We start from the raw sequence: 14,874 nt of genomic DNA on the forward strand, positions 1-14,874 counted from the left end.
ACCATGAGAGGTTTTAAAGGCGGCATGTTCGGCGGAGATTTCCGCATGGGCCGCAAATTTGCGGCTGGCGATCTGCAGTTGGTCATCCTGGCGCTGCTGGCTGAGCAGCCGCGCCACGGCTATGAATTGATAAAGTTGCTGGAGGAGCGGTCCGGCGGCTTCTACGTGCCGAGCCCCGGCGTCATCTATCCCGCCCTCACCTATCTCGAGGAAACCGGCCTTGCCGAGGTCGAGGTGGAGGGCGCCAAGAAGCTCTACCGTATCACCGATGCCGGCCGCGGCCGCGTCGAGGAAAACCGCGCCATGATCCTGCATACGTTCGCCAAGCTGGAACGCATTGGCGAGAAGATGGCCCATGTGAAGCGTGTCTTCGAAACCGACCGTCACGGCGCCGACGAAGGCGATGACGGCGATTTCATGCAGGACGGTGGTGATATCCGCGCCGCCCGCATACTGCTGCGCTCGGCCATGCGGATGCGCTATCCCTGGTCGAAACCCGAAGCCGCCCGAATCGCCGGCATCCTCGAACGCGCCGCCACCGAAATCTTGCAAGGCGGTAGGCCGGCAACGCGGGGCTGAGGACGAGAGCCGAATGGTGAGGCGAGCGTTCGTGGCAGGCAAGAAGCGACGTTGCGGCAGGACCCTTCAAAGGTGTGGAGAATGCACGGCTTCTGCTGCCAACGCGTGAAGCCTCCAAGAGAGCCTCACCCTGAGGTGCCCCGCAGGGGCCTCGAAGGGCGAGGCGGGTGCTCCCACCCAGCCGGAATAACACCGGTCCCAGCCCTAAGCCCGTTCATCCGGCAAGGTCAGAACCACCGGCCCGTTACGTGTCGCCACCACCGTGTGTTCGTATTGCACGGTCGGCGCCTTCGGATCGGCATAGAGCGTCCAGGCATCGTCGCCACCTTCGGCCCATGTCGCGCCGAGTGAGAGAAACGGCTCGACGGTGAAGACGAGGCCTTCCGTCATCATCCGTTTTTCCGAAGGATCCGGCCAGGTCGAGAGTTCGGCCGGCTCCTCGTGCAGCGAGCGGCCGACGCCGTGGCTCGCCAGATTGGCGACCAGCGTATAGCGGTTCTTCTGCGCGAAGGCACCGACGGCAGTGCCGATCTTCGCCAAGGGTTCGCCCGATTTCACCTGGTTGAGCCCGACCCAGAGCGCCCGCTTGCCGTCGCGGCAAAGCCGCTCGATCTTCGGCTTCACCGGCGGCATCGCGAAGGAGGCACCGGTATCGGCAAAGAAACCATCCTTTTCCGCCGAGACGTCGATGTTGATGAGGTCGCCGGCGCGGATGACGCGCGGGCCGGGAATACCGTGGGCGATTTCCTCGTTGATACTGATGCAGGTGGCACCGGGAAACTGGTAGCAGAACTCCGGCGCCGAGCGCGCGCCGGAATCCTCGAGCACCTTGCGGCCGATCTGGTCGAGATCCAGCGTCGTCATGCCGGGCTCCATCGCCGCCGCCATCACATGGATGGCGTTAGCACAGATGCGGCCGATCTCCTTGAGCTTTACCAACTCGTCGTCGTTTGCGATAACCATTCGTCTGTTCCGACCTTGCGCAGGACGGCCGTGGCCGCCCTAGAGCGCCGCGCCTCCAACAGGAGGCCCAAGGACGCTCTGTCCCTTCGTCTGCGGATAATCTTTTCCGGAAATCGATTTCGATTTTCGGCGTTATGCGCTCGTCAAGCCGTGGCTTTCGCCTCTTCGCTGCTATCAGTCAACGCCTTTCTGACGATCGGCGCGACTTTCGTACCGTAAAGCTCGATGCCGCGCATGATCTCGGCATGCGGCATCAGACCGATCGCCATCTGCAGCAGAAAGCGATCGTTCTTGAAAAGCGCGTGATGGGCGATGATCTTTTCGGCGACCACCTCGGGATCTCCGACGAAGAGCGCACCGTTCGGACCGCGCGACATGTCGAAATGCGACCGGTTCGTCGGCCCCCAGCCGCGCTCGCGGCCGATGCGGTTCATCACCTCGGCCTGCGGACCGTAGAACTGGTCGGCGGCGGCCTCCGTCGTATCGGCGATGAAGCCGTGGACGTTGATGCTGGTCTTCAGCTTCGCCTGATCCTGCCCTGCCCGGCGCGCGGCCTCGCGATAGAGATCAAAGAGCGGCGCGAAACGGCGCGGCTCGCCGCCGATGATCGCCAGCGCCACCGGCAGGCCCAGCGCGCCGGCGCGCGCCACCGACTGTGGCGTACCGCCGACGGCGACCCAGAGCGGCAACGGATCCTGCAGCGGCCTGGGATAAACACCGCGCCCGTTGATCGGCGCGCGAAGCTCGCCCTTCCACTCCACAACCTCTCTGTCGCGCAGCGCCAGCAGCAGATCGAGCTTCTCTTCGAAAAGCTGGTCGTAGTCTTCGAGATTGTAGCCGAACAGCGGGAAGGACTCGATGAAGGAACCGCGCCCGGCCATGATCTCGGCTCGGCCGTTGGAAATCAGGTCGAGCGTCGAAAACTGCTGGAAGACGCGCACCGGATCATCGGAGGAGAGCACGGTGACCGCACTGGTCAGCCGGATGTTCTTCGTCTTGACGGCGGCGGCCGCCAGCGCGACCGCGGGAGCCGACGCCGCATAATCCGGCCGATGATGTTCGCCGAGCCCGAAGACGTCGAGCCCCACCTGATCGGCAAGCTCGATTTCCTCGATAAGATACTTCAGCCGTTCGGCCGCTTCCGCGCCCTTGCTGCGGGAAGGGTTGGGATTGACGTCGGCGAATGTGTAAAGCCCCAGTTCCATCATCGGCATCCTGTTGAATTCTCGGTTGAGATAAGGATGCCGGGGATAGAGCGCAAATACAAATTCTGGAACGGAATGTTCGAGAATTTCGATGGGCGGCATTGTGTTTCGGACGGCCGATGGACTTCACCGCAAGACGGCAAAGAGTCCTTGCGCCGTGGACACGGCGCCGCTGGAGTCTTGTGCCTTGGCTCCCTCTTCTCCCCAGCGGGGAGAAGGTGGCCCGAAGGGTCGGATGAGGGGGCCACCCCGCACTACGTCATTGATTGCCCTTCGCTTCCGCTACGAGCATTCGCGGCACCGCCGCTCACCCCCTCAACCGCCTGCCGGCACCTTCTCCCCGCTGGGGAGAAGAGATTCGTGGCAGCGTCCTTGTCCCGCTTCTCCTCGGCCGGGCAAAAAGATCACGGAGGTTGCGAGCATAGAATAAATCCGGGGCGATCCAGACCCCGAACCGGCCAGAACAATCAATTCGAATCTGAATTCAACGGCTTCGCAGCACCGGCGGATTCATCTTTCGAACCGCCTCAAATCTTGCTTGAACGCTAGGACGACGCGGTCTCGCGGCGCCGCTCACATCTTCGCCAGCAACTCCGCCAGTTGGTCCGCAGCCTTGCCCCATCCTTGGTGGAAACCCATCTTCTCGTGTGCTTCCTTGTCCTCGGCGCGCCAGTGCAGCGCCTTGGCGGTATATTTGGTGCGACCGTTGCCGAGATCTTCGAGCAGGATGACGCCCGTGAAGAAAGGTTTCTCGGAAGGCACCCAGGCGCTGGTGTAGGCATCGGTGAAGACGATCTTCTCGTTCTCGACGATTTCGAGATAGACGCCACGGTTCGGGTATTGGTTGCCCTCGGGGTCATGCATGACGACGACGTTGGAACCGCCGGGGCGGACGTCGAGCGTTGCTTTGGTCACACCCCAGGGACGCGGCACGAACCACTGCTTGAGCAAGGCGGGATCGGTCCAGGCCTTGTAAATCTTCTCGCGTGGCGCGTCGAATTCGCGAACGAGGACGAGTTCATGTTGCGTGCTGGCGGTCATGTCGACATCTCTCCATTTGCATGAAACCTGTTTCCTGTCAGGCTGTTACAAGGACGTGTCGAAGTTCGCCGTTCCGACAACGCACAGGCTTTTTCGCATTTTATTTTGCGATCGGCTGCGTGGCCTCTTCCTGCATCTTGTCGATCTGCCGGCGGATATGAGCTGCTTCAGCGGCCGAATGGGCGAGCGCAATGGCGCGGTCGAAGGCCTCTCGTGCCTGGCTGGTCATGCCAAGTTGCTTCAGCAGTCCGCCCCGCAGGCCGTGATAGTAGAAATAGCCGCCGAGTTTTTCGGCAAGCGGATCGATGAGGTCGAGCGCATCCTGCGCACCCTGGAGCTTGGAGACGACGACGGCCCGGTTTAGCGTTATGACAGGCGACGGCTGGAGACGCTCCAGCGCGCGATAGAGCAGATCGATCTCCACCCAATCTGTATCCTCGGCGCGTTTTGCACGGGAATGAACAGCGGCGATGGCTGCCTGAATCTGATAAGGAGCGGGCTGACGATGGCGCAGCGCCTTGTCGAGCAGCGCTAAAGCCTCGTTGATGAAGGGTTGGTTCCAGAGCGACCGGTCCTGATCTTCGAGCAGCACGATCTCGTCCCCGGCGTTGAAGCGCGCCGGCCGGCGCGAGATCTGCAGGAGCATCAGTGCAAGCAGCCCCATCAGCTCCGGTTCCGACGGGAAGATATGCAGCATCAACCGAGCTAGCCGGATCGCTTCGTCGCTGAAGGCAGCCGCCTCATGCCTGGGATCCGCCTGGCTGTAGCCCTCGTTGAAGATCAGGTAGATCATCGTGCTGACGATCGAGAGCCGCTCGGCCCTCTCCTGCGGGCTCGGTGTTTCGAAAGGCACACCTGCCCTGGCGACGCGCGCCTTGGCCCGGGTGATGCGCTGTTCCATGGCGCTCTCGGAAACCAGGAAGGCACGTGCGATCTGCGGCACTGAAAGGCCGGAGACGATGCGCAGCGCCAGCGCGATCTGCTGGGTCGCGGGTAGATCGGGATGGCAGCAGATGAACAGCAGCCGCAGAATATCGTCGCGATAATGGGAATCGTCCAGCCGCTCGACGATGTCGCTTTCGGCATCCTCGGTATCGGAGATGACGTCCTCATCCGGCAAAGCCTGGATCTTCGCCCGCTTGCGCACCGCATCGATGCCGCTGTTTCGTCCGACGAAGATCAGCCAGGCCGTGGGATCGCGCGGTGGCCCTTTCTCCGGCCATGTCCGGATCGCCCTCAGACACGCCTCCTGAAACGCCTCTTCCGCGATATCGAGATTGCGGAAATAGCGCGGCAGCGCGCCGAGCGCCTTCGGGCGGGCAGAGGCAAGCGCGAGGTCGATCCAGGCAATGTCTGTCATGATGAAGCATCTCCGGGCCTGAAGACGTAGAAAGGCCGAATTTCGTAAGAGGTGGAACCTGGATTGACGGATGAAAGCTGCTTCGAGAAGGCGATCGCCTCGTCGAGCGTTTCGAAGTCGACCACGTAGAAGCCGAGAAGCGCCTCTTTCGTTTCCGCAAAAGGCCCATCGATGACCAAGGGCTCGTCCCTACCCTTGCGCACCGTGGTCGCAGCCGTCGTCGGCATCAGCCTTCCGACAGGGCCGAGCCTGCCGGATGCGGCAAGCGGCTCCTGCACGGCGTAGAGTTTCTCCATGACGGCAGCTTCCTCCTCCTTGGTCCAGGCGAAGACGGTTTCCTCATGGGCGTAACAAAGGATTGCATAAAGCATCGCTCACTCCTCTTTTTGAATGACGAAGGAGTAACCGCTTACCCGACAGGCTGCATCAAAAAATTATTGACCGGAAATTCGTGATCTTCCCGAATACGGCGCCGCAGTAGCCGCAGAAATAGCTGGGCATCTCCCGGGAACGAGCGGAATTATATCGCGGCGCCGCCTGCCCCTTACCCCTCGCTTAGAGTCCGTTTGACCGCGTTCTTCCAACCCTTGAGCTTTGCTGCCCGCACCTTCTCGTCCATCTCAGGCTCAAACCGCCGATCCCGTTTCCACGTCGCCGAAAATTCGTCCCGGTCCGGCCACACCCCTGCCCGGCTGCCGGCGAGCCAGGCGGCCCCCAACGCCGTCGTCTCCAGGATCACCGGGCGATCGACCGGCGCATCGAGCAGGTCGGCAAGGCGCTGCATCGTCCAGTTAGAGGCCACCATGCCGCCGTCGACGCGCAGCACCGTGTCGTCAGTGCCGTTCTTCCAGTCCTTCTGCATGGCATCGAGCAGGTCGCGGGTCTGATAGCAGACGGCTTCCAGCGCCGCCCGGGAGAGTTCCGCCGGACCGCTGTTGCGCGTCAGCCCGAAGATCGCCCCCCGTGCCGTGGCATCCCAATGCGGCGCCCCGAGGCCGGTGAAGGCGGGCACGAGATAGACCTCCTGCGTCGGATCTGCCCTTTCGGCAAGCGCGTTGGTCTCCGCGGCGCTGCCGATGATCCCGAGCCCGTCCCGCAGCCATTGCACGGCTGCACCCGCGATAAAGATCGAACCCTCCAGCGCATAGGTCGTCTCGCCATTCAGGCGATAAGCGATAGTGGTCAGCAGTCGATTTTTGGAACGCACCATGTCGGCGCCGGTGTTGAGCAGCGCGAAGCAGCCGGTGCCGTAGGTCGATTTCATCATGCCCGGCGCAAAACACGCCTGGCCGATGGTCGCCGCCTGCTGGTCGCCGGCCACGCCGAGGATCGGGATAGCAGCGCCGAAAATATCAGGATCGACCGTGCCGAAATCGGCGGCGCAATCCTTCACTTCAGGCAGCATGGCAGCAGGCACCCTCAGAATATCGAGCAGATCCTCATCCCAGGCGTTTTCGGCAATGTTGTACATCAGCGTGCGCGAGGCATTGGTGGCGTCGGTGAGGAAGCTCTTCCCACTCGTCAGCCGCCAGATCAGGAAGGTGTCGATCGTGCCGAAGCAGAGATCGCCCCTGGCAGCGCGCGCCCGCGCGCCCTTCACGTTTGCAAGCATCCAGGAAAGTTTGGTACCGGAAAAATAAGGATCGAGGATAAGGCCGGTCTTCTTCGTGAACAGCCGCTCCAGATCCTGCCGTTTCAGATTGTCGCAATAGCTTGCCGTGCGCCGGTCCTGCCAGACGATGGCATTCTGGATCGACCGGCCCGTCTCGCGCTCCCAGACGACCACCGTCTCGCGCTGATTAGTGATGCCGAGTGCTGCAAGATCCCTAGTCTCGATCCCGGCATCGCGCAGCGCCATGTGGACGGTGGAGACGACCGAATCCCAGATCTCCTCGGGATCGTGCTCGACCCAGCCGGAGCGCGGATAGATCTGGGTGAATTCCTTCTGGCCCTTGCCGACGACCTGCATGTCGCCATTAAAAACGATCGCCCGCGTCGACGTCGTTCCCTGATCGATCGCCAGAACATATCCGCTCATGAAAACCCTCCCTCAGCATGTCAATTGTCGTGACAAATCAATAGGACACGGATGCGGGCGAGAAAAGCGAATAAAGCGGAATTGCCAGCCCGCCGGCTTTGGGCATAACCTCGCAGCCAACGCTGCAACGCAGCATCGTGATTTCAGGGAGAACAGCATGAGCAGAACAGTCGTCGTCACCGGTTCCACCAGCGGCATCGGCCTTGCGATCGCCACTGCCTTCGCCGAAACGGGCGACAACGTCGTTATCAACGGTTTCGGAAAAGCCGATGAAATCAAGGCTATCGTCGGGCGGCTTGAATCAGTATCGAAGGGACGGGCGATCTACCATCCGGCCGACATGACCAAGCCCGCCGAGATCGCTGACCTGATCGAAACGGCAGCGAAAACCTTCGGCGGCGTCGATGTCCTGGTCAACAATGCCGGCATCCAGCACGTCGAGAAGATCGAGGATTTCCCGATCGAGAAATGGGATCAGATCATCGCGATCAATCTGTCGAGTTCCTTTCATACCTTGCGCGCCGCGATCCCGTTGATGAAGGCTAAGAAGTACGGCCGCATCATCAACATCGCCTCGGCCCACGGGCTCGTCGCCTCCCCCTTCAAATCCGCCTATGTCGCGGCAAAACATGGTATATTGGGCCTGACGAAGACGGCGGCGCTGGAGCTTGCCGAATTCGGCGTGACCGTGAACGCCATCTGCCCCGGCTACGTACTGACACCGCTCGTCGAGAAACAGATACCGGACACCGCCAAGGCGCGCGGCATGACCGAGGAGCAGGTGAAGAGCGAGGTCATCCTCAAGGCGCAGCCGACGCATGAATTCGTCAAGGCCGAGGAAATAGGCGCACTGTCGCTCTACCTCGCCAGCGATGCCGCCCGGCAGGTGACCGGAACGCACATCTCGATTGACGGTGGCTGGACGGCGGCTTAACCATTGGAAAAACAACCGGGAATATCATGAACGACAGTATCCGCTTCATCCTGAATGGCGAGGACATCGCGCTCACCGATGTCAGGCCAACCGAGACGCTTCTCGATTTTCTGCGGTTGAAGCGGCGGCTGACGGGCACCAAGGAAGGATGCGCGGAAGGCGATTGCGGCGCCTGCACCGTGCTCGTCGGCCGGCTGGCCGATGGCAAGCTTACCTATGAATCGGTCAATGCCTGTATCCGTTTCATGGGCTCCTTACACGCTACGCATGTGGTGACGGTGGAGAATCTGGCCGGCAGAGACGGCGCGCTGCATCCGGTGCAGCAGGCATTGGTCGATTGCCACGGCTCGCAATGCGGCTTCTGTACCCCTGGTTTCGTCATGTCGCTTTACGGTCTCTGGCTCGCCAAGGAAAAGCCCAGCCGCCAGGAAATCGAAAAGGCACTGCAAGGCAATCTCTGTCGCTGCACCGGCTATGAGCCGATCGTCAAGGCCGCCGAGCAGGTGAGCATGATGCGGCCGAGCACGCTCTTCGATCCGCTGCAGCGGACACGTTCGGAAATCGTCGCCCGGCTCTGGGCGATGCAGGCGAGCGGCACCATCAGCATTACGAATGGCGAAGACCGACTGATCGTACCAGCTTCCATGGAGGCGCTGGCAGGAATCCTTTCGCAGGAACCCGACGCAATCATCGTCGCCGGTGCGACGGATGTCGGCCTCTGGGTGACGAAGCAGATGCGCAGGCTGAGCCCGGTGGTCTTCATCAATCATTTGAGCGAACTGCAGTCGGTCAGAGAAGACGAAGACGGCGTCACCATCGGCGCCGGCGTCAGCTACACCAAGGCCTTCGAAGCGATCTCCAAGAAAATCCCGGCGCTCGGCCGGTTGATCGATCGCGTCGGCGGCGAGCAGGTGCGCAACATGGGCACGATTGGCGGCAACATCGCCAACGGCTCGCCGATTGGCGACAGCCCGCCGCCGCTGATCGCGCTCGGCGCGTCGCTGACGCTGCGGTCCCTGCAAGGCCAGCGCAGAATGCCGCTCGAGGATTTCTTCATCGCCTATGGCAAGCAGGATCGGAAGCCCGGCGAATTCGTCGAGAGCGTCTTCGTGCCCTACCCGGCAGCAACCAATCGCTTTGCCGCGTACAAGATCACCAAGCGCCGCGACGAGGACATCACCGCCGTGCTCGGCGCCTTCCTGCTGACGCTCGACGATGCCGAGATGATCACCGACATCCGCATCGCCTTCGGCGGCATGGCGGCAACGCCGAAACGCGCCCGCACGGTGGAGGCGGCGCTGATCGGCAAATCATGGACGGAAGCGACGATCGAGGCAGCCCGGTCCGCATTCGACGCCGACTACCAACCGCTGACCGACTGGCGCGCCACGGCGGAATACCGCCAGCTGACGGCGAAGAACCTGTTGACGCGGTTCTATCTTGAGACGGTTGGAGCGCCGGCGGAACTGAAGCGATTCGAGGAGGTGGCGTGATGAAGATAATACATGTCAGCGCAAGCCACCCCCCTCATCCGGCTGCCGCCACCTTCTCCCCGCTGGGGAGAAGCGACTGCCGCGCCGTCTCTTTTCCCCCTTCTCTCCTCGGGGAGAAGGTGCCCGAAGGGCGGATGAGGGGGCCGCGCGGCACCACACATCCTCGCGAAGGAGGACACCGCTAATGGACAAATCCACCTTCGAAGACCGCAAGGCCATCATCGCGGGGCCGATGCACGGCTCGCTGCAGCATGATTCAGCACATAAGCATGTCACCGGAACCGCCGATTATATCGACGATATTCCCGAACCCGCAGGTCTGCTGCATGGCGCCCTCGGCCTCTCCGACCGGGCGCATGCCGAAATCCTCAGCATCGACCTTTCCGCGGTCGCCGCGCATCCCGGCGTCGTCTGGGTCTTCACCGGCAAGGACATCCCTGGCGTCAACGACGTCAGCTCCAACGGCAGTCATGACGAGCCGCTGATGGCCGAAACTTTGGTTCAGTTCCATGCCCAGCCGATCTTTGCCGTCATCGCCGAGACGCGTGATGCCGCCCGCCGTGCCGCACTGCTGGCAAAGATCGACTATCGCGACCTGCCGCATTGGAGCGACATTGACGGCGCGCTCGCCAATGGCGGCCCGCTGGTCGTCACTCCGATGACGCTACGGCGCGGCGAGCCGGACACGGAAATGACGAATGCCGCCATGCGTCTGAAAGGTCAGATGCGCATCGGCGGGCAGGAGCATTTTTACCTCGAAGGCCATATCGCTGTGGCTATCCCAGGCGAGGACGACGAGGTCACGGTCTGGTCCTCGACGCAGCATCCGAGCGAGATCCAGCACATCGTCGGCCACGTGCTCGATATTCCCTCGAACGCCGTGACCGTCAACGTGCGCCGCATGGGCGGCGGCTTCGGCGGCAAGGAGACCCAGGGAAATCAGTTCGCAGCGCTTGCCGCCATCGCCGCCAAGAAGCTCGGCCGCGCGGTCAAATTCCGTCCGGACCGCGACGAGGATATGAGCGCCACCGGCAAGCGCCATGATTTCCTCGTCGATTATGAGCTCGGCTTTGACGCCGAAGGCCGTATCCACGCGGTCGACGCGACCTATGCGGCGCGCTGCGGCTTCTCCTCGGACCTCTCGGGACCGGTGACGGACCGTGCCCTCTTCCATGCCGATTCCAGCTATTTCTATCCGCATGTGCATCTGACCTCGAAGCCGCTGAAGACGCATACCGTCTCCAACACCGCCTTTCGCGGCTTCGGCGGGCCGCAGGGCATGCTCGGCGCCGAACGCTTCATCGAGGAGATCGCCTATGCGGTCGGCAAGGATCCGCTTGATGTCCGCAAGCTGAATTTCTACGGCCAGCCGGGCTCCGGGCGCACCCTCACCCCCTACCACCAGGAGGTCGAGGACAATATCATCGCCCGCGTCGTCGAGGAGCTGGAGGAAACGGCTGAATACCAGGCACGGCGCAACGCCATCATCGCCTTCAACCGCGACAGCCGCTATATCAGAAAGGGCATCGCGCTGACGCCGGTGAAATTCGGCATCTCCTTCACCATGACAGCCTTCAACCAGGCCGGCGCCCTCGTCCACATCTACCAGGACGGCTCGATCCACCTGAACCATGGCGGCACCGAAATGGGCCAGGGCCTCTATACCAAGGTGGCGCAGGTTCTGGCCGACAGCTTCCAGCTCGATATCGACCGCGTCAAGATCACCGCGACGACGACGGCCAAGGTGCCGAACACTTCGGCCACTGCCGCCTCCTCCGGCTCGGACTTGAATGGCATGGCCGCCTATGACGCTGCTCGCCAGATCAAGGAACGGCTGGTGGCCTTTGCCGCCGAGAAATGGGATGTTGGGGCCGCCGACGTCGCCTTCCTGCCGAACCGCGTGCGCGTCGGCGAGATCGAGATCCCCTTCCCCGATTTCATCAAGCAGGCCTATTTCGCCCGCGTCCAGCTTTCCGCCGCCGGCTTCTACAAGACGCCGAAGATCCACTGGGACCGCAAGGCCGGCCGCGGCACACCCTTCTATTATTTCGCCTACGGCGCCTCCTGCACCGAGGTGTCGATCGATACGTTGACCGGCGAATATCTGATCGACCGCACCGACATCCTCCACGATGTCGGCCGCTCGCTGAACCCGGCGATCGATATGGGCCAGGTCGAAGGCGGCTTCGTGCAGGGCCTAGGCTGGCTGACGACGGAAGAACTCTGGTGGGACGACAAGGGCCGGCTGCGCACCCATGCCCCCTCGACCTACAAGATCCCGCTCGCTTCCGACCGCCCGAAGATCTTCAACGTGCGCCTTGCCGAATGGTCCGAGAATACTGAGGCCACCATCGGCCGCTCCAAGGCCGTCGGAGAGCCGCCCTTGATGCTGGCGATCTCGGTGCTGGAAGCGCTGTCGATGGCGGTAGCAAGTGTGGCCAACTACAAGGTCTGCCCAAGGCTCGACGCCCCGGCGACGCCGGAGCGGGTGCTGATGGCGGTCGAGCGGATGAAGGCCAAGGCGTAACGACACACAACCCGATGTCACAGCAAGATGAACCTGACATCACGAAAAGGCGGCCGGGCAAAACCGGCCAGGCGCGCAGGCTGCGGAGGAACGAAACCGAGGAAGAATATCGGCTCTGGGGGAATCTGCGAGACCGGCGGCTGAATGGATATAAATTTGCGCGACAAGTCCCACTCGGGACCTACATCGTCGATTTTCTGTGTCGGGAAGAACGGCTGATTGTCGAAATCGATGGGTTTCATCATGCTGGAGACTTGCCTGACGAAGCACGAACCGTGTGGCTGAATGGTGCTGGATATTCCGTCCTGCGTTTTTGGAACCATGAAATAACCAAAGAACGTCGAGCAGTCCTTGAAACGATTCTTGCCGCACTTGAAAGGCGGATATTCCAGCGAGATGATATTCTTCGCTTCTATCCTGCGATCGTTCGTCCCGAGGATGTGAAACCGTGATGCGCTTGAACCACACCCCCTCATCCGACCCTACGGGCCACCTTCTCCCCGGTGGGGAGAAGAGGGAGCGACACGTGTATGCCTTGTCAAAGCAATCCGCCACCGTACCAGAAGACACCACACGTAAGAGCGCAGATAGGATCGTTGAGAGCGCCGCATGCTCCCTCTTCTCCCCAGCGGGGAGAAGGTGGCCCGTAGGGTCGGATGAGGGGGTCTTCCCGCCATACTCCCAAGGTTGCGGGATTATCCACTCATGACCGACATTCCCCCTTTCCTCGCCGCCCACCCAGACTGCATCCTCGTCGACATCACCGGCACGCAGGGCTCGACCCCACGCGAGGCCGGTACTTTCATGCTGGTATCGCAAACCGCATTGTGGGGCACGATCGGCGGCGGGCAGTTCGAGTTCATGGCGATCGCGAATGCGCGGGGCATGCTCGCGGGAACCGGCGGGGTGGCGCAGATGGATATCCCGCTCGGACCTGACATCGGTCAGTGCTGCGGTGGGCGCACACAGTTGCGGTTTCGCCGAGTGACGCAGGAGGTTGCTGAAGAAATCGAGGCCAGGCTAACCAGTGAGGTCGAGCGTCTGCCGGAGGTCTATCTCTTCGGTGCCGGCCATGTCGGCCGGGCGCTGGCAACAGCCCTTGCGCCGCTGCCACTGTCGGTGACGGTCGTCGAGACGCGGCGGGAGGAACTCGCCAACCTGCCTTCCAAGACGAAGACGCGGCTCACGCCGATGCCGGAAGCACTGGTGAAGGATATTCCGGCCGGCGGCGCGGTCGTCATCCTGACGCACGACCACGCGCTGGATTTCCTCATCGCCCGCGAGGCGCTTCAGAGAACCGACCTCGCCTATACCGGCATGATCGGCTCGGCGACCAAGCGCGCCACCTTCGCAAGCTGGCTTTCCCGTGAAGGCGGCGGAGAGCGCGGCTGGATGAAGCTGCTGACGCTGCCGATCGGCGGCGCGGCGGTCAGGGACAAGCGCCCTGAGGTGATCGCCGCCATGACCGCCGCCGAGATCCTGACGGCGCTCGGCGCCTACCGCATGCGTTCGTCTTCGTAGTAGGGATCGCGTCCGTCGAGGAAACCGAGATCGCGCTTGACGCGATCGGGGGCCGCATTGAGGTCGAGCCGGGGTAGACGGCGGAAACGATCGGCGCCGCTTGCCAGCCAGCCGGCAATGCGCCGGAAAATCCGGATTCTCTGCTGCGGCCGGCCCTCTTCGATAACATGGCAGTCCATGAGATCACCTCGATAGATTGATGGTATGAGTTGCAGTTTGCCGCCAAAAATGCTGCAATTCCAATCGAACGACCGTCTGCCTGCATCAAGAGAACTTATCCATGAAACTCTCCAAACAATTCCCGCTGAATGCGCTGCGCGTCTTCGAGGCCGCTGCCCGGCTCGGAAGCTTCACCAAGGCGGGCGACGAGCTCGGCATGACACAGACGGCCGTCAGCTACCAGATCAAGCTTTTGGAGGAGAATGTCGGCGAGCCGCTCTTCCTGCGCCGTCCCCGCCAGATCGCACTGACGGAGACCGGCGAGCGGCTGGCGCCGAAGGTGACCGAAGCCTTTGCCATGCTGCACGACGCGATGGCAACGGCGCGCGACAGCGTCGAAGGCACGCTCGCGATCAGTTCGACCCATACCTTCGCCTCGAAATGGCTGGCGCCGCGCCTCGGCTCCTTCCACTTGAAGCATCCGGCAATCGCGGTGCGCTTTCAGGCGAGCTCTGACATCATCGACTTCGCCCGCGAGCAGATCGACGTCGGCATCCGCTGGGGCGACGGCAACTGGCCGGGGCTGACGCTGCACCGGCTGATGGGTCTGGAGTTCACGCCGATGCTGAGCCCGAAGCTGGCGGAGACGGCAGGCGGCATCAGGGAGCCGCGCGATCTCCTGAAGTTCGATCTCTTCGACGCCGGCGACATCTGGTGGAAACAATGGTTCGAGGCAGCCGGCGTCACCGAGACGGATCTCGATCGGCGCCCGCGCAACCAGCTCGGCTCGCAGGCAGTGGAAGCTGACGCGGCAATCGCCGGCCATGGCGTCGCCATCCTTCATCCTTCCTTCTATGCCGCCGAGATCGCGCTCGGCCGGCTCTATCAGCCCTTCGAACTGACCCGCAGCGACGGCAAGGCCTACTGGCTCGTCTACCCCGAAAACCGTCGCAACGTGCCGAAGATCAAGGCTTTCCGCAACTGGATCCTTGAGGAGATGAAGGCAGCCGGAAATTAGAGCATCGCACGCCGGACCCGTTTCATGAGCTGGGTC

General features: G+C 62.3%; 13 protein-coding genes and 1 pseudogene. 7 read left to right on the forward strand and 7 right to left on the reverse strand.

Annotated elements, in window-relative coordinates; genetic code table 11:
* Positions 1-3: 3 nt before the first annotated feature.
* Complete coding sequence (locus N1937_RS15785) at positions 4-579, forward strand: PadR family transcriptional regulator (RefSeq protein ID WP_170260631.1); 576 nt, start codon at positions 4-6, stop codon at positions 577-579.
* A gap of 204 nt (positions 580-783) precedes the next feature.
* On the opposite strand, the gene map is transcribed toward N1937_RS15785, so the two are convergent.
* From map to glpK, 6 genes are all read right to left on the reverse strand, one after another.
* The gene (gene map / locus N1937_RS15790) at positions 784-1,542 is read right to left on the reverse strand and encodes a type I methionyl aminopeptidase (protein ID WP_170260630.1); all 759 of its coding nucleotides are present in this window, start codon (positions 1,540-1,542) and stop codon (positions 784-786) included.
* A gap of 143 nt (positions 1,543-1,685) precedes the next feature.
* Positions 1,686-2,747 carry an LLM class flavin-dependent oxidoreductase gene (locus N1937_RS15795; RefSeq protein WP_170260675.1) on the reverse strand — a complete coding sequence of 354 codons (1,062 nt, stop codon included), beginning with the start codon at positions 2,745-2,747 and terminating at the stop codon, positions 1,686-1,688.
* 573 nt (positions 2,748-3,320) lie between these two features.
* The gene (locus tag N1937_RS15800; RefSeq protein ID WP_017965419.1) at positions 3,321-3,788 is read right to left on the reverse strand and encodes an SRPBCC family protein; all 468 of its coding nucleotides are present in this window, start codon (positions 3,786-3,788) and stop codon (positions 3,321-3,323) included.
* A 100-nt stretch (positions 3,789-3,888) separates the two neighbouring features.
* Positions 3,889-5,148: an RNA polymerase sigma factor gene (locus N1937_RS15805; RefSeq protein ID WP_260056521.1), complete on the reverse strand. Its 1,260-nt coding sequence runs from the start codon at positions 5,146-5,148 to the stop codon at positions 3,889-3,891.
* Positions 5,145-5,519, reverse strand: a complete 375-nt coding sequence (locus tag N1937_RS15810) for a YciI family protein (RefSeq protein ID WP_017965421.1) — start codon at positions 5,517-5,519, stop codon at positions 5,145-5,147. Before N1937_RS15810 ends, N1937_RS15805 begins: the two co-directional genes overlap by 4 nt.
* A 173-nt stretch (positions 5,520-5,692) precedes the next feature.
* Positions 5,693-7,186, reverse strand: a complete 1,494-nt coding sequence (gene glpK, locus N1937_RS15815; protein WP_222295076.1) for a glycerol kinase GlpK — start codon at positions 7,184-7,186, stop codon at positions 5,693-5,695.
* Positions 7,187-7,343: 157 nt separating this feature from the next.
* Between glpK and N1937_RS15820 the strand changes: the two genes are divergently transcribed.
* The 5 genes and pseudogenes from N1937_RS15820 to xdhC all read left to right on the forward strand — a co-directional run bounded on the left by N1937_RS15820 (position 7,344) and on the right by xdhC (position 13,661).
* Entirely contained in the window at positions 7,344-8,120 is a 777-nt protein-coding gene (locus N1937_RS15820) for a 3-hydroxybutyrate dehydrogenase (RefSeq protein ID WP_017965423.1), read from the forward strand.
* Between the two features lie 26 nt (positions 8,121-8,146).
* Positions 8,147-9,613, forward strand: coding sequence for a xanthine dehydrogenase small subunit (gene xdhA, locus N1937_RS15825; protein ID WP_222295077.1), 1,467 nt, complete (start codon positions 8,147-8,149; stop codon positions 9,611-9,613).
* A gap of 184 nt (positions 9,614-9,797) precedes the next feature.
* Positions 9,798-12,140 carry a xanthine dehydrogenase molybdopterin binding subunit gene (gene xdhB, locus N1937_RS15830; RefSeq protein WP_260056522.1) on the forward strand — a complete coding sequence of 781 codons (2,343 nt, stop codon included), beginning with the start codon at positions 9,798-9,800 and terminating at the stop codon, positions 12,138-12,140.
* Positions 12,101-12,592 (forward strand): annotated as a pseudogene (locus N1937_RS15835) (endonuclease domain-containing protein); the annotation flags it as partial. The gene xdhB and the pseudogene N1937_RS15835, both read left to right, overlap by 40 nt.
* A gap of 253 nt (positions 12,593-12,845) precedes the next feature.
* Positions 12,846-13,661 carry a xanthine dehydrogenase accessory protein XdhC gene (gene xdhC, locus N1937_RS15840; protein ID WP_260056523.1) on the forward strand — a complete coding sequence of 272 codons (816 nt, stop codon included), beginning with the start codon at positions 12,846-12,848 and terminating at the stop codon, positions 13,659-13,661.
* Here the strand turns inward: xdhC and N1937_RS15845 are convergent.
* The gene (locus N1937_RS15845; protein ID WP_260056524.1) at positions 13,637-13,840 is read right to left on the reverse strand and encodes a hypothetical protein; all 204 of its coding nucleotides are present in this window, start codon (positions 13,838-13,840) and stop codon (positions 13,637-13,639) included. The genes xdhC and N1937_RS15845 overlap by 25 nt on opposite strands.
* Before the next feature lie 101 nt (positions 13,841-13,941).
* Here N1937_RS15845 and gcvA point away from each other — a divergent pair, with 101 nt between their 5' ends.
* Entirely contained in the window at positions 13,942-14,838 is an 897-nt protein-coding gene (gcvA, locus tag N1937_RS15850; RefSeq protein ID WP_017965430.1) for a transcriptional regulator GcvA, read from the forward strand.
* Positions 14,839-14,874 lie beyond the last annotated feature (36 nt).

The sequence above is a fragment of the Rhizobium sp. WSM4643 genome, assembly GCF_025152745.1.
Taxonomy (GTDB): Bacteria; Pseudomonadota; Alphaproteobacteria; order Rhizobiales; family Rhizobiaceae; genus Rhizobium; species Rhizobium leguminosarum_I.